Source organism: Thalassospira sp. CH_XMU1420-2, from assembly GCF_037029325.1.
GTDB lineage: Bacteria > Pseudomonadota > Alphaproteobacteria > Rhodospirillales > Thalassospiraceae > Thalassospira > Thalassospira povalilytica.
Genome location: NZ_JAYMEG010000001.1, coordinates 932939 through 958221 on the forward strand (window position 1 = coordinate 932939; position 25283 = coordinate 958221).

At 51.2% G+C, this 25283-nt stretch carries 17 protein-coding genes; 8 read left to right on the forward strand and 9 right to left on the reverse strand.

Going from position 1 to position 25283, the window contains the following annotated elements:
- The first annotated feature begins 127 nt into the window (after positions 1-127).
- From WA429_RS04190 to WA429_RS04205, 4 genes are all read left to right on the forward strand, one after another.
- Entirely contained in the window at positions 128-1606 is a 1479-nt protein-coding gene (locus WA429_RS04190) for an aldehyde dehydrogenase family protein (protein WP_120224396.1), read from the forward strand.
- A 90-nt stretch (positions 1607-1696) separates the two neighbouring features.
- Complete coding sequence (locus WA429_RS04195; protein WP_250282177.1) at positions 1697-2680, forward strand: TAXI family TRAP transporter solute-binding subunit; 984 nt, start codon at positions 1697-1699, stop codon at positions 2678-2680.
- Positions 2677-4599: a TRAP transporter permease gene (locus WA429_RS04200; RefSeq protein WP_287466692.1), complete on the forward strand. Its 1923-nt coding sequence runs from the start codon at positions 2677-2679 to the stop codon at positions 4597-4599. Before WA429_RS04195 ends, WA429_RS04200 begins: the two co-directional genes overlap by 4 nt.
- 407 nt (positions 4600-5006) lie before the next feature.
- The gene (locus WA429_RS04205) at positions 5007-6677 is read left to right on the forward strand and encodes a methyl-accepting chemotaxis protein (RefSeq protein WP_287466693.1); all 1671 of its coding nucleotides are present in this window, start codon (positions 5007-5009) and stop codon (positions 6675-6677) included.
- A gap of 1343 nt (positions 6678-8020) precedes the next feature.
- Here the strand turns inward: WA429_RS04205 and WA429_RS04210 are convergent.
- From WA429_RS04210 to acnA (WA429_RS04220), 3 genes are read right to left on the reverse strand one after another with little or no spacing between them, the layout of a single operon-like run.
- Complete coding sequence (locus WA429_RS04210) at positions 8021-8923, reverse strand: GntR family transcriptional regulator (RefSeq protein WP_287466694.1); 903 nt, start codon at positions 8921-8923, stop codon at positions 8021-8023.
- A 15-nt stretch (positions 8924-8938) separates the two neighbouring features.
- A complete protein-coding gene (locus WA429_RS04215; protein WP_287466695.1) occupies positions 8939-10087 on the reverse strand; it encodes a 2-methylaconitate cis-trans isomerase PrpF family protein in 1149 nt (382 codons plus the stop codon).
- 10 nt (positions 10088-10097) lie between these two features.
- Complete coding sequence (gene acnA / locus WA429_RS04220; RefSeq protein WP_287466696.1) at positions 10098-12758, reverse strand: aconitate hydratase AcnA; 2661 nt, start codon at positions 12756-12758, stop codon at positions 10098-10100.
- 328 nt (positions 12759-13086) lie between these two features.
- Here acnA (WA429_RS04220) and WA429_RS04225 point away from each other — a divergent pair, with 328 nt between their 5' ends.
- From WA429_RS04225 to WA429_RS04240, 4 genes are all read left to right on the forward strand, one after another.
- The gene (locus WA429_RS04225) at positions 13087-14073 is read left to right on the forward strand and encodes a Bug family tripartite tricarboxylate transporter substrate binding protein (protein ID WP_287466697.1); all 987 of its coding nucleotides are present in this window, start codon (positions 13087-13089) and stop codon (positions 14071-14073) included.
- A gap of 68 nt (positions 14074-14141) precedes the next feature.
- Complete coding sequence (locus WA429_RS04230; RefSeq protein ID WP_114103876.1) at positions 14142-14573, forward strand: tripartite tricarboxylate transporter TctB family protein; 432 nt, start codon at positions 14142-14144, stop codon at positions 14571-14573.
- A gap of 11 nt (positions 14574-14584) precedes the next feature.
- A complete protein-coding gene (locus tag WA429_RS04235; RefSeq protein WP_287466698.1) occupies positions 14585-16120 on the forward strand; it encodes a tripartite tricarboxylate transporter permease in 1536 nt (511 codons plus the stop codon).
- Between the two features lie 143 nt (positions 16121-16263).
- Positions 16264-16986, forward strand: a complete 723-nt coding sequence (locus WA429_RS04240) for a transporter substrate-binding domain-containing protein (RefSeq protein ID WP_287466699.1) — start codon at positions 16264-16266, stop codon at positions 16984-16986.
- 522 nt (positions 16987-17508) lie between these two features.
- Here WA429_RS04240 and WA429_RS04245 read toward each other — a convergent pair.
- The 6 genes from WA429_RS04245 to WA429_RS04270 form a co-directional block, all read right to left on the reverse strand.
- Complete coding sequence (locus tag WA429_RS04245) at positions 17509-18558, reverse strand: AbrB family transcriptional regulator (RefSeq protein ID WP_287466700.1); 1050 nt, start codon at positions 18556-18558, stop codon at positions 17509-17511.
- A gap of 40 nt (positions 18559-18598) precedes the next feature.
- Positions 18599-19318, reverse strand: coding sequence for an ABC transporter substrate-binding protein (locus WA429_RS04250; RefSeq protein WP_287466701.1), 720 nt, complete (start codon positions 19316-19318; stop codon positions 18599-18601).
- Between the two features lie 154 nt (positions 19319-19472).
- The gene (gene acnA, locus WA429_RS04255; protein WP_287466702.1) at positions 19473-22073 is read right to left on the reverse strand and encodes an aconitate hydratase AcnA; all 2601 of its coding nucleotides are present in this window, start codon (positions 22071-22073) and stop codon (positions 19473-19475) included.
- A gap of 164 nt (positions 22074-22237) precedes the next feature.
- The gene (locus WA429_RS04260) at positions 22238-23782 is read right to left on the reverse strand and encodes a tripartite tricarboxylate transporter permease (protein ID WP_287466703.1); all 1545 of its coding nucleotides are present in this window, start codon (positions 23780-23782) and stop codon (positions 22238-22240) included.
- 9 nt (positions 23783-23791) lie between these two features.
- Positions 23792-24223 (reverse strand): tripartite tricarboxylate transporter TctB family protein, encoded by a 432-nt coding sequence (locus WA429_RS04265; RefSeq protein WP_287466704.1) that lies wholly within the window; start codon positions 24221-24223, stop codon positions 23792-23794.
- A 53-nt stretch (positions 24224-24276) separates the two neighbouring features.
- Positions 24277-25251 (reverse strand): Bug family tripartite tricarboxylate transporter substrate binding protein, encoded by a 975-nt coding sequence (locus WA429_RS04270; RefSeq protein ID WP_287466705.1) that lies wholly within the window; start codon positions 25249-25251, stop codon positions 24277-24279.
- Positions 25252-25283 lie beyond the last annotated feature (32 nt).

Genomic DNA, 25283 nt, shown 5'->3' on the forward strand with positions numbered 1-25283 from the left:
AAGATATCTAATTTTATTGTTGACGGATCGTACGTCCTGCCATTTAACTTAGATATCTTATAAAAAATAAAATAACGACCTTCCCGCGCACAATAAAAATCGCGGATTTTCCTGGGAGGAAAACAGCATGAAGCCATTAAAAGCTTCTACTGCCGAGGTATTGCTGACTGAGAGAGTTCCCAAAGGGCTCTATTATGGAGGGGCATGGCATCGCGCCGCAAATGCCCAAATCTCGGTCTTTGCGCCGTCTACCGGAACTGAAATCGCAAAGGTAGATAGTGGTGCAGCATCTGATCTTGATGCCGCTGTGACAGCGGCAGCGGCAGGGCAGAAACTTTGGGCGCGCACGACACCGCGCGAACGTTCACAAGTGATGCGTGAAGCCGCGAACATCATCCGCGCAAACAAGGACGAGCTTGCCCATCTTGATGCGCTCGATAGCGGAAATTCCCTGACCGGGATGCTGTTTGATGTCGAACTTGCCGCGACCTTGATGGATTTCTTTGCCGGTCTTGCGACGGAGCTCAAGGGCGAGACTGTTCCGGTTGGCGCGGGCAAAGTGAACTATGTCGTTCGCGAGCCGGTCGGGGTTGTTGCCCGTATTGTCCCGTTCAACCATCCATTGATGTTTGCATGTGCCAAGCTCGCGCCACCGATTATGGCTGGTAACAGCGTTATTATTAAGCCATCCGAGGAAACGCCGCTTTCAAGTCTGAAGGTTGCAGAACTGATCGGTGGTCTTTTCCCGCCCGGTGTTTTGAATATTCTGAATGGTGGCTCCGATCTGGGTGCAGGTCTTTCGACCCATCCGGGGATTGCCAGCGTCAGTGTTGTTGGCAGTGCTGCAACCGGACGTGCTGTTATGCGCCAGTCCGCGGATACCCTTAAGCATGTCTCTCTTGAGCTAGGGGGCAAAAACGCCCTTGTCATATTCCCCGATGCCGATGTTGAAAAAGCTGTTCAAAGTGCGGTTAAGGGCATGAATTTGCCTTGGACGGCGGGGCAGTCATGTGGGTCGACCAGTCGTGTTTTCGTTCATGAGAGTATTTATGATTTGGTCGTCGAACAACTGGCTTCTGCTTTCAACGATATTACCCCGGGTGATCCACTCTCCCCGGACACTCAGATGGGGTGTTTATCTACACGAGGTCAGTACGAGAAGGTTCTCCGCTACATCGATATTGCCAAAGGCGAAGGGGCAAGGATGGTCGCGGGAGGCGACGTTCCTGCCGATCTCGCGGGTGGCTTCTTCGTCAGGCCGACGGTGTTTGCCGATGTGACGCCTGATATGCGCATTGCCCAAGAAGAAGTGTTTGGCCCCGTACTAAGTATTCTGAAGTGGACGGAGTATGACGCTCTTATCGATGCCGTGAACGGCGTTGATTACGGGTTAACGGCCTCAGTCTGGACGCGTGACCTTTCCCAGGCAATGCGTGCCGTGGATGACATTTGTGCCGGATATGTCTGGGTCAACAATTCCAGCGACCATTTTCTTGGCACCCCATACGGCGGGATGAAGCAATCAGGTATCGGGCGTGAAGAATGCCTCGGTGAGATGCTGTCCTATACCGAACAGAAGAACGTGAATATCACTTTCGAGGCCTGACGCTGCTTTGCGGTAACCGGAAAAGGTTCAGCGTCCAATAACAATAAAACAAAACCATAATCAGAGATCGTACCCATTAGGGAGGAAAGAATGAGGCTTTTGACTCTTGCCGCGGCTATTGGACTGGCCTTCGGCGTTAACACTGCACAGGCTGAACCGGTAAACCTGACATTGTCGGGTGGGAACCCGGGTGGCTTGTGGTCTCTTCTCGGCGCAGGTATCGACCGTGCTGTAAAACAATCAGATCCAAATTCCGTTGTGACATATCAGGCAACTGGTGGTGGATTTGCAAATATAGGTTTGCTGGGAGCAAATCGGACGGACATGGGATTGGTTCACAATGCCGAAGTGAAGATTGCTTTGGCAGGAGAAGAGCCCTTCAAGGCCCCTGTAAACAACATGCGTGCAATTGGTTACATGTATAACTGGGCGCCGATGCATTTCTTTCTGGCGAAGTCGATTGCCGACGAATACAACATTGATAGCCTCGACGATCTTGCAACAGCAAAAGCACCGGTGCGTATTGGCGTAAACCGTTCGGGTAATATTACGTCCAACGTAGCATTGTTCATGCTCGAACAAGCCGGTTTAACCAAGGAAGCTGTTGAGGCAAATGGTGGGCGCATTGTTCAGGCAGGGGCAAACGACCAGGCAGAGCTGCTGAAGGATGGTCGTATCGACATGGTTACCAATGGTGTGTTTGTTCTCCATTCCTCATTCCGCGCTATTGATGAAAACAATGAAGTCATTGTCCTCGACATTCCACAGGACGTGATTGATGCAACCAATGAACGGTTTGGAACCCAAGAATTTACCATTCCGGCGGGCAGCTATTCCAACCAGCCAAACAATGTCGAAACATCTGCTCTCGGGGCGCTTCTCGTTACAACCGAAAAAATGCCAGAAGCAACTGCTTATGAATTGACCAAATCACTTGTCGCTCATATCGACGAGGTGCGAGCAGTGCATGGATCAATGAAGGCGCTCAACACCGAATTGATGGCTGATCAGGATGTTCTGCCGTTCCATCCCGGTGCAGAACGGGCATATCGCGAGGCAGGACTTCTCAAATGATGAAGTCACTTGTTAGCACAGGCCGCAAACGTAAGTTTGCGGCCTTACCCCACAAAGTTTTGATCAGCTTGGCGGCACTATTTGCGATCGGGGTTATTTACGGCAACCTCTTCGTTATCTCGGACCCGCTTATAATTGGCATTCTGTTTCTTAGCGCCTTGTTCTCGATGCTCTTCTTGGTGGTCGGTGCAACAACTAATGCACGGGACGAGCCGACCATTATTGATTGGGTGTTAAGTGTACTGAGCCTCGCTACCGGAGCGTTTTTCCTCGTGAATGCAAGTGTGATTTCAAGTCGAATCACTTTGCTTGAAGAGCTTACACCTGCTCAACTTTTCTTTGGGTCGTCACTTCTATTATTGTCACTTGAAGCGACGCGTCGCACGACGGGTGCAGGTCTTACGATCGTTGTTCTCGGTTTTATGGCATACAACCTGTTCGGTCACATGCTACCTCCGCCCTTTGGACACGGAGTGATCGAATACACATACCTGCTGGATGCACTAATCTTTACAACGGACGGTGTCTTTGGTGTCCCGATCCAGGTTGTCGCTAGCTATGTTTTCCTATTTGTTCTCTTCGGGACGTTGCTGTCATTTGCTGGCGGCGGGGACTTCTTCTTCAACCTTGCTGCCTCGCTGACCGGAAAGAGCCCCGGTGGTCCGGCAAAGGTTGCTGTTATCTCATCAGGCATGTATGGAACGATTTCAGGCAGTCCCGTATCTGATGTCGTCGCGACAGGCTCGATAACGATCCCAATCATGAAGCGTCTTGGCTATTCATCGCGTTTCGCCGGTGCTGTTGAAGTTGCTGCGTCCACAGGTGGCAGCGCCATGCCTCCTATCATGGGCTCAGCAGCGTTCATTCTTGCTGAGTACACAGGATTTGCGTATCGCGAAGTCGTTTACGCCGCGATTATTCCAGCGATCCTTTATTATCTTGGAGTTTTCTCACAGGTTCACCTGCGCGCGGTCAAACGCGATTTGCGCTCCTATCCGGATGATGTCCCTACGCTCAAGGCAACTCTGATTAACGGCTGGATGTTTATTGTCCCGATCGCGGTGATCATACTCGCACTGTCGCTTGGCTATTCGCCAACCATGACGGCAGGCTTGGGAGCTGCTTCTGTAGTCATTGCAGCGGCTTGCTCTGCGCGAACCCGCATGAGCGTTTGGCGTGTAGTTGAAGGCCTTGGTGAAACCACATTGCGTATCCTCCCCGTTGCCGGCGCGTGCGCGGCTGCGGGACTTGTAATCGGTGGTCTGTCTATGACGGGCCTTGGCATGAAAGCGGCAAACGTGATCATGACAATCAGTGGTGCAGATCCGGTTATCACCTTGATGATTTCGGCTGTGGTGACCATCATTCTTGGTTTAGGGATGCCAACACCAAGTGCTTACATCCTTGCGGCAGTTCTTGTCGGGCCGGCGCTATCAAAGTTGGGATATCCGCTTCTTGAGTCTCATATGTTCCTGCTCTACTACGCGATCCTCTCGGCCTTGACGCCACCAATTGCGGTTGCGGCTCTTGCGGCAGCGGCCATTGCACAGGAAGATCCATTTAAGATTGCATTTGATGCAGTCAAACTTGCCTCAGTTGGCTTCCTTGTCCCATTCGTCTTTATTTGGAATCCTGCCATCATTGGGTCCGGTTCACCCCTTGAGATTGGGCTTGCTGTGATCGGCGGTGTTATTGGAACGATTTCACTGGCGGCTGCAATAGAGGGCTATATGAACGGCACTCTATCCCGACTAATGAGAAGTTTATTCGTTTGCGTCGCTGTTGGCAGTGTTGCGCCGTACATGCTCGTATCACTGGCAGCGATTTTTGTGGGTGGTGCATTACTTGCACGAAACTACTTCTCAACGTCTCCCACCTCGACGAAAGAGACGAAAGATCAAAAAGTTCCTGGAGCTTGATGCGCTCCAGTTGTGCGAGGGAGGTGTGCTCATATGCTGTGTGCCTCCCTTTTTTTCGCGATGTCATAAGGCTGTTTGATATTGCATGTTCACAAGATTGGACTTTTTACCAGCAGCTTCATGCTGCGGCGCGAATGATCACTAAATTTTACCGGTTCCGTTTCGTCGATAGTTATCCCAGTTCTGCATCGAGACCGCCGATTTGGGTAAGTGTCGCGGTTAGTTTTGTGAGCATGTCTATTTCCAGTCTCAGGAGATGTTTATTCTGGCTGACGCGACTTCATTTACTGAAATAAAATAGAATAAAATCTTCGATCTCTAATTATAAAAGGGCCAGTGACTTAAACTGGCTTAGAATAACAATTGGAAGCAGCAGCCAGAGAATGCTGGCCGTTCGGAGGAAAACGATGACTAACCTAATGCGTAATTTAAAAATCTCGACAAAAGTTTTCGGTGGCTTTGCGCTCATCTTATTGCTTTTGGCTACCGTTGCCGTGCTGGGCGTAGTTTCCATGAGTAGTGTGGGAACAGACTTTTCGCGTTACAGAGAAGTTGTTCTCCAATCAAATCAAGCAGTCCGTGTGCAGGAGAAGCTGTTGGAGGCACGGGTGGCAGTTAAAGATTATCTATTAAGCAATAGCCCTGAAGATGCCCAGATAGTACTTGATATACTCGACACGACTAAGCTGTTGAATCAAGAACTAGGGTCTTTACTGTCCGAAGGAAGCCGAAAAGAGGCATCGAGAGTAGTTTCAGATAACTTGACAGCATATTCTGAAGCTTTTGAAGAAATAGTTTCTCTCTCGGTTTTTGATCCACTACGTGGCGATTTGGTTTCTAATGAGTTAGAGCGTATCGGGCCGATCGTTGCCAGCGAGTTAGAAGACCTCAAGCTTGATGTGAAAGCAGAACAAGATGAGATCGGCCCTAGGGCTGCAGCTGCATCTAAAAGATCTGTCTTGATCAGCGAGATACTAGCGGGTGCTGCAATCATCATTGGCATAATTTTCGCGTGGTTAACTGGGAGAGGTATCTCTCAACCTATTGTGCAAATTACTGAAGTGATGAAAAAATTAGCTGCGGGCGACAAAGAAGCAAATGTTCCAGGAGAGTATCGTGGAGATGAAATTGGAGAAATGTCTCAAGCGGTATTGGTGTTCAAAGAAGGCATGATTCGTGCTGATCAGCTTGCTGAGAAAGAAGCTGAAGCATTAAAATTAAGAGAAAAACGAGCCGAGAAGATAAGCGAACTTACCGCCGGGTTTGACAGTGAAATGACTTTCGTGCTCAAAGCCCTCGTAACTGCGGCCAAAGAAATGCAATCGACTGCGACTGGGATGACCAATACTGCAGAAGAGACAAGCCGACAAGCTGGGATAGTTGCGACAGCGGCCGAGCAGGCTTCGGCTAACGTTCAAACAGTCGCGAGTGCAACTGAAGAGTTAAGCGCTTCGATTAGCGAAATAAATCAACAGGTGGGGCAGTCATCCACGGTTGCGGCTCGGGCCGTTGTAAATGCGGAAGAAACGAATGTCCGGGTACGTGGGTTGGCGGATGCAGCGCAAAAGATTGGTGACGTTGTTGGGTTGATTAGCGATATTGCAGAGAAAACTAACCTTCTTGCTCTAAATGCGACGATTGAGGCTGCTCGCGCTGGTGACGCGGGTAAGGGTTTCGCTGTGGTGGCTGCGGAAGTAAAGAATTTGGCGACAGCGACATCAAAAGCGACTGATGAGATTACTGCCCAGGTTTCAAATATCCAAAGTGAGACTGATGGCGCGGTTGAGGCAATCGCTGCAATCTCTTCCACTATCTCGGAGATTAGTGAAGTTTCGGCAGCAATTGCAAGCGCTGTTGAGCAGCAGGGAGCTGCTACACTCGAGATCACTCGCAACGTCCAAGAAGCCGCTGGGGGTACTTCTGAAGTTACTAGTAGTATTATTAGCGTGAATGAAGCTGCGGTTTCGACTGGTGGGGCAGCTGAACAAGTGCTAGATGCTTCAGGCAGCTTATTACATGAGACAGACAAATTACGTGAGAAAGTGCAAGAATTCCTGAGTTCTGTTCGAGCGGTCTAGCTGTCAAACATCCTTTCGAAGTGTCAGGGTTGAAAAAATGTTTGTCTTTTTAGTGTCAGCTACTTCTGTGTGATATTTCTCTGATTCTTGGCTTCAATATCATCCGTTGACGCCGATGTGTGAGCTGATCCATGTGCGTGTTTTACAAAGACAATCATTGCGCCGCTTTAGCCTAGTCCCCTGGGTAAACCCGGACTGCAATTGAAGTTAGGTTTCCTACATTGCAGCTTGATCCTTTCAAGCCTGCTAGGGGTTTGAATAGAACGGCCATGTAGCTGGCATCCTGACGTACTAGGTCGCCTCCCCCCCCCCTTTGTTAATGCAAGGGCATGACCTAACGGCGTTCGCGAAGCTCAGATCGAGTATGGTTGTGATCCGCGGTTGCCGTTGAAGGATACCTGAATCGCGCTGTGCATGCTGTTGGGCATTCAGGCTGCCTGTGTCGCACCATTTATCTGCATTGGTAGAGTGCAACTTGTTCCCAATTATAGCACCTATTTATGTGCATCAGACAAAATAACAGAGCGTCGAAAAGTTTCTGAGCACTGTACGGCTATGGTGTGCGAAAAAAGTATGTGCCTGTGTACCATACCTTCTTTTTTTGACTCGTCGAAAATTGTCAGATTTTCTGACAATTCCGCAGATTTTTGTCAGCTTTTGTGACAATCGATGACAACTTATCTGGCAATCCGAAATGCCAAGTGCTTGATTTCGCGAGATGTCTAATGTCACCTTTTGTGCCATAAAAGCTGTCATTCGTGCCAAGAAGTTGACAACGATTTCGCACTACAGCGGCAGCTTCTTCTCATCTGTGTCTAGAGCATCAACGAAACAGCAATTAGCTGGTTTGTTGTTCACGCCGACCAGAAATTCGCGCCTGGAGTTTGACCTGGTCGGCCATGCGTTGCCCCCAGCCGGAGCATAAATTAAGAAAACAGCCCCGAGTCTTATAAGTTATTCAATTGGCATCAGGTCTTTTCCAGGCTGGCTTAGCCTGCAACAGGCTACTTAGGCCACTTCATTTTAAATCGAAATTAAATTATAAGTTGAATTATATGTTTTGAAAATCGATACAGAATTTGGATTCATTGTCGGAAATACATAAAATTGTCAGTTGCTTGTTGAAGGGCCTGCCATTGTTAGATCGCTTCCAGTGAACTGACATGACCCTAATTTTCATACAAAATATTATGTATTTAGACGTGTTCCATAAGAGCTGGTTTGGGGACTTCGGATTGGACGTGGATACATAATACAGATTATCGTTCGACAATGGCGATTTTTGGTCAAGCGAAGCAATCGTAGTTGACGAAATGTACAAACTTGGCCGTTCTAAGGCATAATCAGGAGCGCGATGAAAAGATGTTTGGCTGCACTTTTTCTTCCGATGCACCTCCTATATGCCGCCTGAGAAGTTCCGCAGCCTTCGTATTGTCGCCAGTCATTAGAGCGTCAATGATCTCAAGATGCTGTTCCGTTTGCCGTTTGACGCGTGCACGATCAATCGTCTGACGATACTCAACAAGACGTCTAAGTTGGTTTTGTTTAGCAACTGATTGTGCGAGAAACCGGTTACCTGACATCTCAGCGAGGCTTTCATGGAACTGCGAGTTGGCCTCAAACAGTTCAATTTGCCCGAGTGTTTCAAAGCCCTTGTCGTGAATGAATTCTTGCTGGGTTTTTAGGTGCTTCAAAACCGTAATATTTGCTTTGAATCCTTCCGCCTGTAAGCCTGCCGGTTCAAGAATCTGGCGAAGTGCATAGCTTTCCCGATAGGCTTCGACCGAGTCAATCATTGGTAGAAACAACCAACCGTTTCCGGCTTTGCGTTCAATCCAGCCTTCGGATGAGATACGTCCGAGGACGCGACGCAAGCTATATCGCGGAACGTCGTAGCGCCGCATTAATTCGGCTTCGGTGACTTTTTCCTCCAGGGTTGACGCAAGTCGATCTGCCGCGATGGCAAGATATATGCGTTCATCATCTGCTTCTGGTGCATCGGAAATGCGATCCAAGGCATCGTTAGGTACAGAAAGCAGAAAAAACCCACGATTTGGCCGTTTCTCTAAAAAGCCTTGATCGGAAAGATAGTTGAGCGCCGCGCGGATCGGGCCGCGCGACGTTCCTAGCAAGTGTTGCAAGGATGTTTCGGTGAAGTGATGCCCTGCTTCCAAGCCGGATGTACGCGCAAATAGTAATATACGTTGCGCAAGTTGAATATGTAGCTGATTGGGGACAACACTCATGAATGCCTGCTTTATTTATTGATCGGCCAACCGTGCCGGTACTGCAACGCTTCCTTTCATTAGGCAGCGTGCTGTTCGGAATACACTAGCATAGTCAACGCTCCAACCATCAACTTGATCGACCTTCGCACTCACCCCGACAATCCCAGAAGGGTTGCCAACACGAATCTCTGCGGTGTTGGGCTTGCTTGAGGATATGGCATGGGGGATCGTTCCTTCAATTAGAGAAGCAACACCGGCACACATCGCACCTGTAAGGGTGATGGCCTTATGGGCGCGTTCCATTGAAAGCATGTTGATGCCAATGTCATAGTCGTTCTTGTTAAAGGCCGAACTATCGAGTGCAACAAACGCATTAGGGCGCGACGCAATAGCGATTTTGGGATTTGCCAGTCCTGCGGTTTCAGGTGTGTTTGCAAGCCCCATCAAAACAGCAGCCTTCCGCCTGATGTCATCAAGAGTTGCCATCAGACCAGGTAAAGTTTCTATCTCGTCGGGGTGCCGTAGACCTTGCAGGTTAAGATCTTCTGCTGCAACAAATGTAACCGGGTTACTCGCATCGATCATGGAGATACTGAGCTTACGTCCGTTATCCATGACAATTTGGTCAACGACGTTTCCCGTCGGGAGCAGGCCGGATGTAATCGACCCGCCGGGAGACTTGAAATCAAGTCGAATTCTCGCCCCGCTGCCAGAGACTCCAGCTATTGCCAGTTCTCCCTCAACCAGCGGCTTGCCATGTCGAACAGGAACCTGCGCGTGAATGATTTTACGCGTATTGACCTGATGAATTCGGACCGATGTTATGCCGTCTGTTGCAGAAATTAAGCCTTCCTCAATCGCGAATGGACCAACAGCAGAGCTCAGGTTGCCACAATTCGCGCCGCGGTCGACAACAGCCTTGTCGACTGCAACCTGGGCAAAAGTGTAATCGATGTCGGCATCCGGGTGAGTTGAAGGGCCGATGATCACTGCTTTTGACAGAGATGAGACACCACCACCCATACCGTCAAGCTGTCGACCGTTCGGATCAGGGCTCCCCATTGCTGCGAGGAAGATCTCATCCTGTCGTTCAATTTCTGCAGGTAGGTCTTTGGCATGAAAGAACAGGCCCTTGCTAGAGCCGCCGCGATAAAATGAAGCTGGAATAAAATACTGGTTCATGGCGTTTTCCTCAGGCGTTAACCGTTGACACATATTCGCGCCAAACAGCGGGCAAGATGCCGCCCTCCAGCCAATATTCGAGCTCTTCTTCAGTCTCGATACGAACAGTCAGGTTGATGCTGGACGTGTCGCCGTTCTCTCGGTGAACAAGGCATTGCACGGTTGAGCGAACTCCAACCGATTGTTCCAAGTTAAGCAAATCAAACGTTTCGGTTCCGTCAAGTTGCAGGGTGTTTGCGTTGGTGTTGGCAGGTAGTTCCAGTGGAAGAACACCCATACCAACGAGGTTGGTGCGGTGAATTCGCTCAAAGCTCTCTGCTATGACTGCTTTGACGTTCAGAAGTGCAACGCCTTTTGCTGCCCAGTCTCGGGAGGAGCCACATCCATAGTTTTTACCTGCCACAACAACAAGCGGCACATTTCTTTGCTTGTAGATTTCGGCAGCATCGTACACGGACATTTGTTCACCTTCAGGCATTAGTTTGGTGATGCTTCCTTCAGTGCCTGCGACGATTTTATTCTTGAGGCGGATGTTTGCGAATGTCGCCCGAACAGCTATTTCATGGTTGCCGCGTCGTGTGCCATACGAGTTGAAGTCTCTTTTCTGCACACCCTTGCCAACCATGAAGTTCGCGGCCGCTGAATTGTCGTCAATTGCTCCGGAAGGTGAGATATGGTCTGTTGTGATGGAATCACCCAGGATAACCAGTGGTCGCATTCCTTTGATGTCTCTCACCTCATTTCGGTGTGGTGAGAGCTCGTCAAAGTACGGTGCCTGACGGATGTAAGTGCTGTCCGCTTTCCACGAGAACTGGCTTCCTGGCTTCTCAGACAATGAAACCCATTTATCATCGCCGTCAAAAATCTCACTATATTTCTCAACAAACAACTTCGGGTCGTAGGCTGTCGAGACAATCGATGAAATTTCTGTCGCTGACGGCCAGATGTCAGCAAGGAAAACAGGGGTGCCGTGACGATCTTGACCTAGCGGTTCGGTCCGCAGGTCTATATTGAGATTGCCAGCAATTGCATAGGCAACGACCAAAGCTGGGGACGCCAAATATGCGGCACGAACGTTGGGGTGAGTTCGACCTTCAAAGTTACGGTTACCGGACAGTACTGCTGTTGCGAGAATCTTCTCGTTATCAATGGTCTGGGCCAAAGCTTCGTCAATTGGCCCAGACATGCCGTTGCATGTTGTGCAGCCGAACCCGACAACCTGGAAGCCAAGTTTGTCGAGGTGAGATTGCAAGCTAGTGTTTTCTAAGATCGCGGCAACAACTTGGCTTCCGGGTGCTAACGAAGTTTTCACCCAAGGCTTGACGGTTAAACCTAGTTCTGCTGCACGTTTTGCAAGTAAGCCCGCACCGATCATGTTGATTGGATTGGAGGTGTTGGTGCAACTGGTGATCGCAGCGATAACAATATCGCCGTCCTTCAAGCTATGGCCTTTTGAAGGGATATTTGTTTCTGCCTGCAGGTCACGGTGAGAGTTTATTGACTTCTGGAGTGCCTGGAACGCTTGTTTGGCATTGCTCAAAGAAATTCGATCTTCTGGCCTCCACGGTCCCGCAATCGAGCTTTCAACTTCAGAAAGATCAAACTGAACGACTTGCTCAAAAACTGGTGCGGAAGATTTGCTGTCGCGCCACATCAATTGTGCTTTGGCATATGCTTCGACCAAGGCAATGTGTTCTTCCGTGCGACCGGTCATTCGGAGATAGTCTGAAAGACGCTCATCTGGCGGGAAATACACGCAAGTTGCACCAAATTCAGGTGCCATATTTGCAATCGTACCGCGGTCTGCAACTGGCAAGCCATCAAGGCCTTTGCCAAAGAATTCAACAAACTTTCCGACAACACCTACCGCCCTTAGGCGCTCGGTAATTGCCAGAACAATATCTGTTGGCATAACGCCTTCGGGAATTGTGCCGGTGATTTCGACACCAACTACTTCAGGAATCGGAAGTGAAACAGCGCGTCCGAGCATGACGGCTTCAGCTTCGATGCCGCCAACACCCCAACCAAGAATACCCAAACCATTAATCATTGTTGTGTGGCTGTCTGTACCAACAAGGGTATCGGGGTATGCCCAAGTGCCATCATCGGTCTCATCAGTCCAAATCACCTTGCCCAGATACTCCATGTTGATCTGGTGCATGATGCCTTTTCCGGGCGGGACTACACGTAGCTTGTCGAAACTGGTTTGGCACCAGCGCAAGAAACCAAAGCGTTCTACGTTGCGCTCATGCTCCAGTTCGAGATTAATTTTTCGTGCTGCATCACTGGCAGACACATCGACGCGCAATGAATGGTCAATGACCAGGTCTGCCGCAACGCGTGGGTTCACGTCAGACGGATTGCCGCCAGCCTTGGCGACGGCATCTCGCAGAGAGGCGAGATCAACCATCAACGGAACACCAAGAAGATCTTGCAAAAATACTCGAGCTGGGAAGAAGGGAATCCCTTCTCCTACCCTTCGGTTGACTAGGGAATCGATATTTTTCGCGTGATCTTCGTGCCGGTGTGCGTGGCGTAACTGGTTTTCCAGTACGACTTTCAGCGCTATGGGCAAGCTCTCGCAGCCTGCAATTTCTGAAATCGGCATATAGAGGTACCGCTTTCCAGAGATATCTAACTCTCTGTTTTTATGTGGATTTGTGCGGGACATGAATTCCTCCTTGGTCAAATTCTGAAACATGATTGTCATATGTGTTGACATAAAACAAGTCATATGTTTTCACTTATGACAATAAGAGCAAGCGGACGATATCTCGGAATGAACCGAGAAATCGCAGCAACTGCAGCAGAGAGCGACCAAGAAACGAGGAAGAGGCTTGGTGTCCGTCTATGTCGTCAAGTAACCGAAGTGTCTTGTATCGGATGAAGTCGGTACTTCCCGTTTCAGCAAACGATAATCAGAGAGTCGGATCCGTGCCGTGAAATGAACGGGTCTGGAAAAGGGAACGCTTTTGTTCCAATTCATCGGGAGGAAAATGATGAAATCAATTCGAGCTTTGTGCGTAACTGGTCTCATTGCATTTGCCAGTGGCGGGGCAACGACGGCTTTCGCATTCGAGCCAGAAAGCCCTCAATGTATTGCTCCGTCAGGTGCTGGTGGCGGCTGGGATTTCACTTGCCGTCAAGTTGGTAAGGCGATGCAAGATCAGAAGCTTATCTCAAGCACGATGCGTGTTGTTAATGCTGCAGGCGGCGGCGGCGGAGTTGCCTATGCCGAAGTTGTCAACAAAATGAATGACGACAATGATCTGATTGTAGCAGCTTCTTCTGCTACTGCCACGCGTCTCGCCCAAGGTGCATATCCTGGAAACACGATGGACCAGGTTCGTTGGGTAGGAACAATCGGCGCTGATTACGGTGTTATCGGCGTAGCTGCCGATTCTCCGGTTAGTTCACTGACCGAGTTAATGGATCAAATCAAACAAGACCCTTCATCTGTTAACTTCGCGGGTGGTTCAGCTGTAGGTGGATGGGATCACCTCAAAGTCCTTCTTGCTGCCAAGAAAGCTGGAATCAATGACGTCCGGAAAGTCAAATATGTTGCGTTTGATGGTGGTGCAGAAGCTGTGGTTCAGATCATGGCCGGTACGGTCCAGGCATTTACTGGCGATGCCTCTGAAGCAAAAGGCTTTGTTGAGTCTGGGGATCTGAAAGTTCTCGCCATTCTCGCGCCAGAACGTCTCGACGGTGAATTTGCGTCATTCCCGACTGCAAAGGAGCAGGGCATTGACGTTGTTGGTGCAAACTGGCGTGGTTTTTACGCGCCATTGAATATGTCCGAAGAGGCGTATGACTTCTGGGTGAACTCTGTAGGCGAAGTCTATGCATCCGCAGAGTGGAAGAAAACCATGGAGGCAAACGGATTGGCTCCACTGGATCTTCGCGGTGCCGAGTTTGAAGACTTCGTTCGTGCTTCGGTCAACGATATCGAAACCCTCTCGAAAGAGATCGGCCTGATCAAGTAATCCACCTACCGCCCTAGCGTCCGCCAACTTGCAAGTTGGCGGACCACTCTACAACAGGAGTAACATTCGTGAGCGATCGCGTGTTTGGCGGAATTGGACTGCTTTTGGGGGTTTTCTTCATCTGGCAGGCCACACTCATTCCGCTCAGTTTCATCTCTGACCCAATTGGGCCCAAGACATTCCCAATCATTCTTGGCGTAGTGCTTTCATTATCCAGCGTCGCGATCATGCTTCTGCCCGGCGGCAGCGCAGACTGGCCGGGAATGAGAACCTTTGCCGAACTTTCAGCGGCAGTTGCCGTATTGATTGCGTATTCGTTTGTCTTGCCACTGGTTGGTTTCGTCGTCTCGACAATCTTTGCCGCATTCTACCTTTGCCTGCGTCTTGGAGCTCCATTGAAAGGAGCTGCCATAGGGGGAGTGTCGATCTCTTTGGGGATTTATGCACTTTTCCATTTGGTGCTAGGCCTATCACTAGCGCGAGGCCCCTGGGGCTTTTGAGGATTGGATAAATGTTAGAAACTCTCTCGTCTCTCGCTGACGGCTTCGGTGTTGCATTGACATTCCAATGCCTCGCTTTGGCTTTCCTCGGTTGTCTCTTGGGTACTGTAATTGGTGCATTGCCGGGCTTAGGTCCATCTAACGGCGTTGCTATTTTGATTCCTCTGGCTTTTAGCCTGGGATTGGCGCCTACACCGGCACTCATCCTTTTAACCAGTGTGTACTACGGCGCAATGTATGGCGGACGAATTTCGTCCATATTATTGAACATACCAGGTGACGAGCCTGCCATGATGACCACACTGGATGGCGTTCCGATGGCACGTAAGGGCCAAGCAGGCGAAGCTCTTGCATTGTCTGGGTTCGGTTCGTTCTTCGGCGCTTTCTTTGCGACTTGGGGCTTGGTATTTTTGGCGCCACTGCTGGTTAAGGTTGCGCTTCTTTTTGGACCTGCAGAGTATTTTGCCCTCTTCGTGCTTGCGTTCGCTACACTTGGCGGAGTGGCCAGTACCAATCAGGCCAAAGCCGCATTTGCTGCAGCGCTTGGTCTGGCGATTGCAATGATTGGTGTCGATACGCAGACAGGTGTGCCTAGGTTCTCGTTTGGACAAGTACACTTTTATGACGGCATCGACTTTCTTGTTGCTATTGTTGGCCTTTTTGCGCTGTCAGAAGTGTTTGTTTTCCTTGAACACAAGTCTTCGCTGAAAAAAAGCGACACGTCTGGTATCAAGCTTGGCAGAATCACCCCGCCTTTGTGGATGCTAAGAAAAACGTTTCCCACCATGTGCCGCAGCACGCTATTTGGTTTCTTTGCTGGCGTGCTTCCTGGTGCTGGAGCATCTTTGGGGTCGTTCATCTCGTATAGCTTCGAAAAACAACTTGTTGATCGCGAGAACACATTTGGAAAAGGTGACCCGCGTGGTGTCGTCGCGCCAGAGGCTGGGAATAATGCAGCAGCTGGTGGTGCATTGGTCCCGATGTTGGCCCTTGGTGTTCCGGGCTCGGGTACGACAGCTGTTCTGCTGGCAATGCTTCTTGCATTGAACATCACACCCGGACCTTTGCTCTTCCAGAACAACCCTGATGTTGTTTGGGGTCTCATCGCCGCACTTTTCATCGGCAATTTTATGTTGCTGGCGCTTAATATTCCGCTTGTTGGAATGTTTGTTCGAGTGCTGATGATCCCGACGCATTATCTTATGCCTGGTGTTGCTATGATCTCATTTGTTGGGATTTACGGTATCTCTGGATCAACTTTTGATCTGATCGTGATGGTGGTGTTTGGTGTTGTTGGTTGGGTCTTGCGTAAACTGGACGTACCACTTGTTCCTGTAATTCTCGGTGTGCTTCTCGGGAACCTGATGGAGCAGAACCTGCGGCGAGCGATGACAATCTCCGATGGTGACTGGGGTATCTTGTTTGCGTCCCCGCTATCAATTGGGATTTGGACCGTGGCGGTCGTTGGTTTCATCCTGCCTATTTTTATGGCACGTCGCCTGCGCAGAAAACTGGAACGAGAAGTTACCGCATCAGACGTTGACTAAACGCTCGAAAAGGATCCCACAACCTTCTCGGGTAGGCCGCCTGTACCGACGTGATCGATGGATTGTTACGCCCAACAAACCACATTGCGCCTTACAGGCGGCCATTTTTTTAGCCGTTGTTCCACATCAACTGGATTGGTCAGATGAAAGAGATTAAGCAATCACTTGCTCCTTATGGAACGCTGAGAGCAGCTATTAACCTTGGTAACAACGTTTTAGCAGAACAAGGAGATGAAAAGGCTCCTCCATCCGGGATATCTGTGGAGTTTGTCCGCCAAATTGCATCGGACTTCGATCTCCCTGTTGAGTATGTCATTTTCAATTCTGCACGTGAGGTTGTAGAAGCTGCCGGGCAGGATGTCTGGGATATTGCATTTCTTGCACGTGATCCCAAACGTGCAGAAGCGATCTGGTTCTCGGAACCTTACCTTTTAATTGAGGGTAGTTACTTGGTTCGAGAAGAGTCCGACTTTCAGAGTAACGCCGACGTTGACCAGCCGGGTACACGGATCGCTGTCGGCAAAGGAGCAGCTTACGACCTGTATCTGTCTCGAACGTTGAAGTTTGCAACCTTGCTGCGTGCCTCGACGACACCAAGTGCGGTCAATCTGTTTATAGAACAAAAACTTGAGGCGGCCGCTGGAGTGCGTCAACCTCTACAAGCTTTTGTGGCACAAACACCAGGGTTTCGAGTTTTGTCTGAGAGTTTCATGACCATCGAACAGACGGTTGCGCTGCCAGTTCGATACGCAGCATTGGAAGTGGGAATTAACCAAATTATCTCTGAAAAACTCCAGAGCGGTTTTATCCAGGCACTAGTGGACCGGTTCGATAAAAGGCAGGCCATTGTTGTTGCGTGCCACTGAGTGAGATGCTTGGGATATCGCTGGAGATCGAGTTTACGTGGCGACATAAGGAAGGTACTGCGTTTCCCAGAGAAAAGACGCGAATTCGGACTGTAGGCGCATCACAATCCACTAGAACAAGAACCGCTCTGGTGCGGTTCTTGTCTTACTTCTTCCTGATCATTAAGTCTTTTCCCGAACTGTTCCTTTCGGTGTTTTGTGACGTAAAATCAATGCAGATAAGTTGTGCGAGTCGATATCAATTTCGACTGCCGCCAAAAATAGTGCGCAAGGCAAGAATGTTGATATTAAAGTGGCTCTAATAACCGAATTTTTTAGTCATATTCGAAAGAACCGGTCCGCGATTATCGAGCAATTCGGCAATCCACTCACGTTCCGTGAAGTGTTGGCCGAAAACCCTGCCGCAACGAATTTACCTGATGACGTGCGTTGCGATTTTCTCAATTTCGAAGCAGACGAGCCGCGTTGACGCAATGATTGGGAATAGAACGGTTGAACAAATCGAGAATTCTCGAACTCTGCCTAACTTCTGAGGCGCGAAAGCAGGGTTGCCCCAAGTACAATCATCGCAATTCGACTGATGTGGCAAAGAGCGACAAATGAGACTTCAATGTTGAGGGCCAAAGCAACCAAGCTCATTTCTGGCAGTCCGCCCGGCGAAAATGCAAGGAAAATACCCTCGATCGGGATGTCGATTTCAAACCGCAGTGCATAGGACATGGTGAGCGCGACAATCAGAAGAATAAGGGTCGATCCGCCAGACATCAGCATGATGCGCAAGATTTCTTTGGGGGCTGTTCCAACAAAGCGGCAACCGATCAAAGTTCCAAGAACAACCTGTGCAGCAGAAATGATGAAGGTCGGTACAACAAAGTTTGAAACACCGGCAAAATGCAGGGTGCCGCTGACGATCATCGGGCCAAGAATATAGGGCGCAGGCAGGTGCACCAGACGTCCAAATCCCACGCCAACAATGATCGCCGCCAGAAACCACATCGCGTCGACGGGCATCATTTCGGACAGGGCAACATAGTTGGTGGCATTGCCGCTTCCGGCTTGGGCGCCGGTTGTAAGCGTAATCAATGGCGGAATACAAAACACCACAAGGAAAACCCGGGATGAATGCATCAAGGCAATGGTGCGTTCATCGCCGCCGCGTTCTGCGCCAAGCAACACCATATCGACCAAACCGCCGGGCATTGCGGAAAAATATCCGGTCACCGGATCAAGTCCGACAATCTTGACGAGATACCAATAAACCAGTGTTGCCGCGATCAGGAGGTAAACGGCCAGCCCGATCAAGGCGGGCCACCAGTTGATCATATCCGCAATCAGATGTGGTCCGAACTGTGTGCCAAGCATTGCACCGATAATGGCAGACATTGGCGGTCGTGCAGGCTTGGAGCCCGCAATCGGCAATCCCATAATTGCGGCAGCCCCGACCGCGGTCATTGATCCAAGCATCCAGGCCAAGGGCAGTGCAAATGCATTAAAGACGGTGCCGCCGGCCGCCCCGATCAAAAGGGCGAAGACAAAACGGCTTTGTTCGGTCAGGTGGTTGGGTAATGCCATGAAGACGTTGCCAGTCGGACGATATGGTTGGTGTGCGGGGTTAGGGCAATTTGGGAACGGAAGCCTGATGTTTGTCAAAGCGGGTGATCAATTCGCCAACTTTTCCCGAGCTGATCAGGCGATGGACAAATGTTTCCAGATAGCGGGCGGCTTTGACCCTGTTTGCCGGAACAGCCATGGCTTGTTCGATCACCATGAAGCGACCGGGAAGAACACGCACGCCGTCATGTTGTGCGGCATATTCATTAAGGGGTTGGCGCACACCTGCTGCAACATCAAGGTTCTGTTCAAGGAAGAGATCAACCGCGCCGGGTGTGGTAGAGGCGCGTTCCAAAGTGGCGTGTTGCAGGTTGCGTGACAGATAAAGGTCGTATGCCGCCCCTTTGCCAACAGCAATCCGGACGCCCGGTTTGTCGACATCTTCGTTGCGCAGGAAATCCGAGTTTTCACGAACGAGGTAGCTGCCCTCGATCAGGATATAGGGGGAACTGAAGCCGATCACTTCTGCGCGCTTTGGGTCGCGAGCGAGAAACGCGACATCCCATTCGCCATTCTGAACGGCTTCGACGACGTTTCCGGCAGACCGGAATATCTTCAGTTCAACCGGTAAGGAAAGCTCTTTGGCCAGTGCATGTGCAATTTCGACCGTGATACCGCCCGGTTGGCCGGTTTCTTCATCATAACTGGTCAGCACGCCATTTCCGACATTGACGGCAACGCGCAAGGTGCCGGTTGGTGCAAATTCATTGCGTATGTCCATATGCTTTTCCCTCGGTTGTGTGTTGGCGGTTTTGCCAGATAGAAAGTTGCCTGCCACAGTTTTGCAGAAGGTTGGGCGTAACGTTCAACGCTACCATGGCAGGCAGTGTACCTTATGGGTTTGTGGGAGGACCCATAAGGAAAAAGCAGTTAAGTCATTCGTCTAGGCTTGCTATGGTCTGATGCAGGATTTTAGGTAAAACACCGCCTGCCCGCAGGGTTCCGACCTCCTGCCATGTTGCAACCGCGACCTTGCACAGGATGTTTTCTGTTGTGCCGTTCCCCCGAAGCAGCCTGACGGTCGGTTTGTATCCCGGAGCCAGAAGGTCGTCGGGCATATCGATTTCAAATCGGTCGTGAATGGTAATCGATTGTTCCGATGGAATGAAATCGCCTTCGATCACCACGGGAAGAACCCCCATACCAATCAGGTTGGTTCTGTGAATGCGCTCGAAACTTCGTGCTATGACCGCGCGTACATTCAAAAGTGCAGCACCCTTGGCCGCCCAGTCGCGACTGGACCCCATGCCATAACGTTCACCGGCCAGAATAATGGTGTCTTGATGGCTTGCTTCAAGTTCCTTTGCAGCTTCAAAAAGCGGAAGGATACGGTGATCGGGCATCGGCGTTGTTGCCGGTGGCAGGTCCTCTGCGAGGTGATTCTTGGCCGATTTATTGGTAAACAGGCCCCGGAGCATGACTTCCCAGTTGCCTCGATAGCTGGCGTAGACATTGAGGTTTTCCGGATCGCCACCACGTTCGACCAGCCACTGGCCGGCACTGCTTTTGTGATCAATCCAGCCCGCCGGGGAAATGTGATCTGTTGTGATGTCATCACCAAGAACAATAAGTGCGCGTGCCTGGTAGGTCCCCAGACGGGATCCCTGATCGCGTGCAACAAATTTTGGCGGGCGCAAGCTGCGTGACTTGCTGTCCCAAGGGAACCTTGCCTGTTTGGGGACATCAAGGTTCGCCCATATCGGGTTGCTGGCGGCTTTTTTGAAGTCATCCTGCACGTCTTCGGCGCGACAGGCCCGTGCAAAGGCAGCTTCGATCTCGGCTTCGTCCGGCCACAGGTCAGTCAAATAGACGGGGATGCCGTTTTGATCGTTGCTGATCGGGTCGGACATGATGTCGCTTCGGATATGTCCGCGAAGTGCAAAAGCAATCACCATGGGTGGCGAAGCCAGAAAGCCAAGATCCAGTTTCGGGTGAACGCGACCCGGGAAGTTGCGGTTGCCAGACAATACGGCGGTGACGGCTTTGCCGTCTTGCAGGGCTGTTTCAACAATTTCAGGCAGGGCACCGGAATTGCCGATACAGGTCGTGCATCCAAACCCGACAATGTTGAAGCCAATAGCCTCAAGGTCATCAAGCAAGCCTGCCCGCTCAAGATAGGATGCTGCCGAGGGGGATCCGGGGGCGAGCGAGGTTTTCACCCAGGCCGGTGGCATCAGGCCGCGTGCACGGGCCTTGCTGGCCAGCAACCCCGCAGCGATTAAAAGGCGGGGGTCGCTTGTGTTTGTGCAGCTTGTAATCGCTGCGATACCGATTGCGCCATCGGGAATGTCGAGCGGATTGCCGGTCAGGGCTGGGAGGTTGCGCTGAATGGTTTTTTCAGTTGCCTTGCGGGCGGCAGAAGCCAAAAGGCTGTCTTGCGGGCGTCTGGGGCCTGCGATCGTAGGCTTTAGGCTGTCGAGCTCAATCGTGATCATCCGGTTGAAGTTCGGATTTTCGTGCGGATCGAACCACAATCCCATTGCATGTAGAGCCGGTTCAATCTTTGTTGTCAGATTTTCCGGGCGGCCTGTGCGTTTCAGATAGTCAACAGCCTGACTGTCAGCCGGGAAGAAGCCCGTTGAGGCACCATATTCCGGGGCCATGTTGGCGATTACGGCACGGGCATCGGCACTCAGGGTTTTGACGCCGGGACCAAAGAATTCGACATAGCTTCCTGTGACGCCCAGTTCACGCAGCCTGTGTGTGATTTCCAGTGCAAGATCGGTGGCAAGCACGCCTGCGGACAGCTTTCCGGTCAGCTTGACGCCGACAATATCGGGAAGGGCAATCGAAACCGTTTCGCCAAACATGATGCTTTCGGCTTCAAGTCCGCCAATGCCCCAGCCAAGAACGCCGATCCCGTTGATCATTGGGGTATGGCTATCAGTGCCAAGCATCATGTCAGGATGGGCGGTGCCATCGTCATTCAGCACAAGCAGAGTTGCCAGCTGCTCAAGATTGATGGTGTGCATGATGCCGGTGCCTGGCGCGTTCACATGGACTGTTTCCATGTTTTCCGACGCCCATTTCATAAAGCGATAACGCTCTTCGTTGCGCTCGATCTCGTTCTGAAGGTTTTGGCGAAGCGCGTCTTTGACCGCGAAGGCGTCGACAGCCACCGAATGATCGATGGATACCTGTACCGGAAGCGACGGGGAAAGGGTTTCGGGATCAACGCCTGCTTCTGCAATGACATCGCGCATGGCGGCAACATCGACCAGTGCCGGTGTGCAGGTCGTGTCATGCATCAAGAGGCGGTTCGGTCGGAAGATCAGCTCGAAATCGCATTTCCTGTTATGGACCCAGGCTTCCAAGGCATCGATCAGTTGGTCGGGCTGGCCTGCTGTCCGAAGGTGGTTTTCGGCAAGCAGGCGCAGCACGTGCGGAAGTTTTGGCAGAAGCGGACCGAGTACGGACCGCAGATCGGTAACTTCAAGAGAGCCAGAGGCCAGATTGAGGTGTAAGGGCGTTGTCATGGTGTGGCCTTTGGTCGTTTTCATCAACATGGGCTGTGGGCAGCAGTTCCGTATCTTCGCAGGAAGCCGGTTGCGCGCAGATTTGCTGTGGTGTTTTTTCTGATCGAAAAATGCAATCGATGAATTTTGCTGGCGCCAGAACGGAGTCCGGCGCCAGCGACTTGTTAATCAGCAAGTTCGTTTTCGGATTGCTGGCGGCTTTTTTCGAGTTTTCTGCGCATTCTTGCGCCGAAAATCATCGGTGCAACAAAGCCGACGATAGCAATAACCCAGAGCGAAATGGCAAGCGGGCTTGCAAACAGGACAGTCCAGTCGCCATCCGACAGGGTCATCGCACGACGCAGGTTCACCTCCATTTCGTTCCCCAGAAGAATTCCGAGGATGATCGGAACCAATGGGACATCAAGCTTGCGCAGGATCCAGCCCAGAACGCCAAACATGACCATAAGGATCAGATCAAAGCTTGAACCCGAAATGCCATAAACACCGACAAATGAAACCATCGCCACCAATGGCATCAGGATATGTGTCGGGATCAGCAATACACGTGAAAACAGTCCGACCAACGGAATGTTGAGGATCAGCAACATCACGTTTGCAATCAGCATCGCAGCGATCAGGCCCCAGACGATGTCCGGGCTTTTGGTAAACAGCAGCGGGCCCGGGGTGATGTTCAATGACAGCAAGACTGCAAGCAGTACAGCCGTCGTTCCAGATCCTGGAACACCAAGTGAAAGCATCGGGACCAGCGCGCCGCCAGCAGCCGCATTGTTGCCTGCTTCCGGGGCGGCAACCCCGCGCGGATCGCCTTTGCCAAATGTATCGCCTTTGTTGTCAACAACCTGCTTTTCCACGGAATAGGCAAGGAATGACCCAAGTGATGCCCCGGCCCCTGGCAGAATACCGGCAATGAAGCCGATGATTGTTCCGCGGCCCATCGTCGGTATGCAGGACCGGATTGTTGCCAAAGGCGCAACCAAACGCCCGAGTGGTCGCATTTTGTCTGCATCCGCTTTCTGATCATCGCGATGTTCAAGGAAAACAAACACCTCTGACAGCGCGAAAAGACCGACAATTGCGACAAGGAAGTCAATGCCGTCAAACAAATGAACTTCGCCAAAGGTAAAGCGCTGAACACCGGTTTGCGTATCAACTCCAATCATCGCAATGCCCAATCCAAGCATTGCTGCAAAAGCAGACTTGGCCTGGTTGGTCGATGAAATCCCGCCAAGCGTCGCAAAAGCAATGGTGAACAGGACAAAATATTCAGCAGGTCCGAACAGAAGGGCGATCTTGACCAGCTGTGGTGCCAGAATGGCAAGCCCCAGGGTCGCGATGATGGAGCCGACAAAAGATGCAATGCCAGACAGCGACAATGCTTCGCCAGCTTTGCCCTTTTGCGCCATGGGATATCCGTCAAGACAGGTCATCATTGCGGGTTCGTCGCCCGGAATGTTAAGCAGGATTGATGAAATGCGCCCGCCATACATTGCCCCGTAATACACCGCTGTCAGCAGGATCAACGAGGGCAGAGGGCCAAGACCGAGCGAGAATGCAATCGGGATCAGAATGGCAACGCCATTCGCCGGGCCAAGGCCGGGCAAAGCCCCCATCAGAGTGCCCAGAAAGGCACCAACCAATGCAAGGCCAAGATTATCAATCGTCAGGGCAACGGCAAAGCCGTCTCCTAGAGTAGAAAAAATGTCCATTTGAATACCTCAGAAGCCGAGCGGACCGGTGGCCAGTGACAGGCCAAGCACAAGCTTGAAGCAGACATAAATGCCAACCGAAATGCCTAAGCCAATCAGGACTGCTGCCAGCGGCTTGCCACCCAGGCGCCAGCTCATATAAGAGGCGGCCAATGCCGTGGAAATGACAAAGCCAAGATGGGGCAGCAAGATTGCGTAAAACAGGCAAACCACAACAGTGAAGCCGATTTCCGCAAGGCGATTAAGTGCTGGCCAACGTGGTTCGGGATCTGGTCTGGCGATAAAGTAGATCGAACAGATGCCAAAGATGGCGGCAATAATGTTCGGGAAAGTTGATGGGCCGATGGCATCCATCATAAAGCTTTCGGGGATAATTGATGCGGCCCAAAGATAAAATCCGGACAGGGCGAGACCAATGATCCCCATGATGCGATCGCTCATTGCGCGCTCCGGGAAAGGGGGCGGTCACCTCTCTCTGATGACCGCCCGGCTGGTCACTTGATCAGGCCGATTTCTTTGGAAAGGGCACGAATTTCCGAGACGTTGCCTTCAACAAAGGCAGCAACATCTTCACCGAAGTAATCAAGCGGCTCGATGCCGGCGTCGCTACGGATTTTCTGCCATTCCGGGGATGCAACCATCTTCTGAACGGCTTCGCTCCAATAGGCATATGCTTCGTCAGACATGCCTTTGGGGACATAGAGACCGCGCCAGTTCGGGCCGGTTACCGCATAGCCCTGCTCAACAGCAGTCGGGAACTGGTTGAAGTTTTCCAGACGCTTCGGCGCAAGGACCGCAACAATACGAATGTCGCCTGCTTCTACAAAGCCGCGAACTTCCGAAAAGTCACCAGTGAAGGCCTGGATAGAGCCACCAAGAACCTGTGCCATTGCTTCGCCGCCGCCAGAAAACGCGACATATTTGATCTGGCGAACGTCATCAACGCCTGCAGCTTTTGCAAGTTTCAGCACTTTCAGATGGTCATAACCGCCAACAGCGGAGCCTCCGGCAAAGGCAACAGAACGCGGGTCGGCTTTTACCTGTTCGACCAGTTCCTTCAGATCATCAATTTCCGAATCTGCGGCAACGGCGATTACACCGTATTCAGCACCAAACGATGCCAGCCAGCGGACATCATTCTCGGTGTTGCCCGGATAGGCATCCTGTGCAAGGCGGGTTGTGGTGCCATTCGAAGCAGCAACAATAAGATTGTCGTCTTCGTTACGTTTGGCAACGACATGGGCATAAGCAACGCCGCCGCCGCCGCCGGTCATGTTGGTAACCTGGATCGCGCTATCGGCAAGGTTCAGATCGTTGAACAGCTTCGAAACCGTGCGGCAGATGAAGTCCCATCCGCCACCAGGCGATGCCGGCGCAATACATTCCGGATTGGTTGGTTTGAAATCCTGGGCCATGGCCGGCGTGGTGATGGCTGCTGCAATCGCAAGCGCACCGATAAATCGTTTCATGAGTTTCCTCCCTTATTTGGTTTGGGATGCAA

Excerpts from the sequence above, each read along its gene's own strand:
- acnA (WP_287466702.1), bottom strand. The coding sequence starts at position 22,073 with ATGACAACGCCCTTACACCTCAATCTGGCCTCTGGCTCTCTTGAAGTT.
- WA429_RS04235 (WP_287466698.1), top strand. The coding sequence starts at position 14,585 with ATGTTAGAAACTCTCTCGTCTCTCGCTGACGGCTTCGGTGTTGCATTG.
- WA429_RS04205 (WP_287466693.1), top strand. The coding sequence starts at position 5,007 with ATGACTAACCTAATGCGTAATTTAAAAATCTCGACAAAAGTTTTCGGT.
- WA429_RS04245 (WP_287466700.1), bottom strand. The coding sequence starts at position 18,558 with ATGGCATTACCCAACCACCTGACCGAACAAAGCCGTTTTGTCTTCGCC.
- WA429_RS04190 (WP_120224396.1), top strand. The coding sequence starts at position 128 with ATGAAGCCATTAAAAGCTTCTACTGCCGAGGTATTGCTGACTGAGAGA.
- WA429_RS04270 (WP_287466705.1), bottom strand. The coding sequence starts at position 25,251 with ATGAAACGATTTATCGGTGCGCTTGCGATTGCAGCAGCCATCACCACG.
- WA429_RS04210 (WP_287466694.1), bottom strand. The coding sequence starts at position 8,923 with ATGAGTGTTGTCCCCAATCAGCTACATATTCAACTTGCGCAACGTATA.
- WA429_RS04225 (WP_287466697.1), top strand. The coding sequence starts at position 13,087 with ATGAAATCAATTCGAGCTTTGTGCGTAACTGGTCTCATTGCATTTGCC.
- WA429_RS04260 (WP_287466703.1), bottom strand. The coding sequence starts at position 23,782 with ATGGACATTTTTTCTACTCTAGGAGACGGCTTTGCCGTTGCCCTGACG.
- WA429_RS04195 (WP_250282177.1), top strand. The coding sequence starts at position 1,697 with ATGAGGCTTTTGACTCTTGCCGCGGCTATTGGACTGGCCTTCGGCGTT.
- WA429_RS04215 (WP_287466695.1), bottom strand. The coding sequence starts at position 10,087 with ATGAACCAGTATTTTATTCCAGCTTCATTTTATCGCGGCGGCTCTAGC.
- acnA (WP_287466696.1), bottom strand. The coding sequence starts at position 12,758 with ATGTCCCGCACAAATCCACATAAAAACAGAGAGTTAGATATCTCTGGA.
- WA429_RS04265 (WP_287466704.1), bottom strand. The coding sequence starts at position 24,223 with ATGAGCGATCGCATCATGGGGATCATTGGTCTCGCCCTGTCCGGATTT.
- WA429_RS04200 (WP_287466692.1), top strand. The coding sequence starts at position 2,677 with ATGATGAAGTCACTTGTTAGCACAGGCCGCAAACGTAAGTTTGCGGCC.
- WA429_RS04240 (WP_287466699.1), top strand. The coding sequence starts at position 16,264 with ATGAAAGAGATTAAGCAATCACTTGCTCCTTATGGAACGCTGAGAGCA.
- WA429_RS04250 (WP_287466701.1), bottom strand. The coding sequence starts at position 19,318 with ATGGACATACGCAATGAATTTGCACCAACCGGCACCTTGCGCGTTGCC.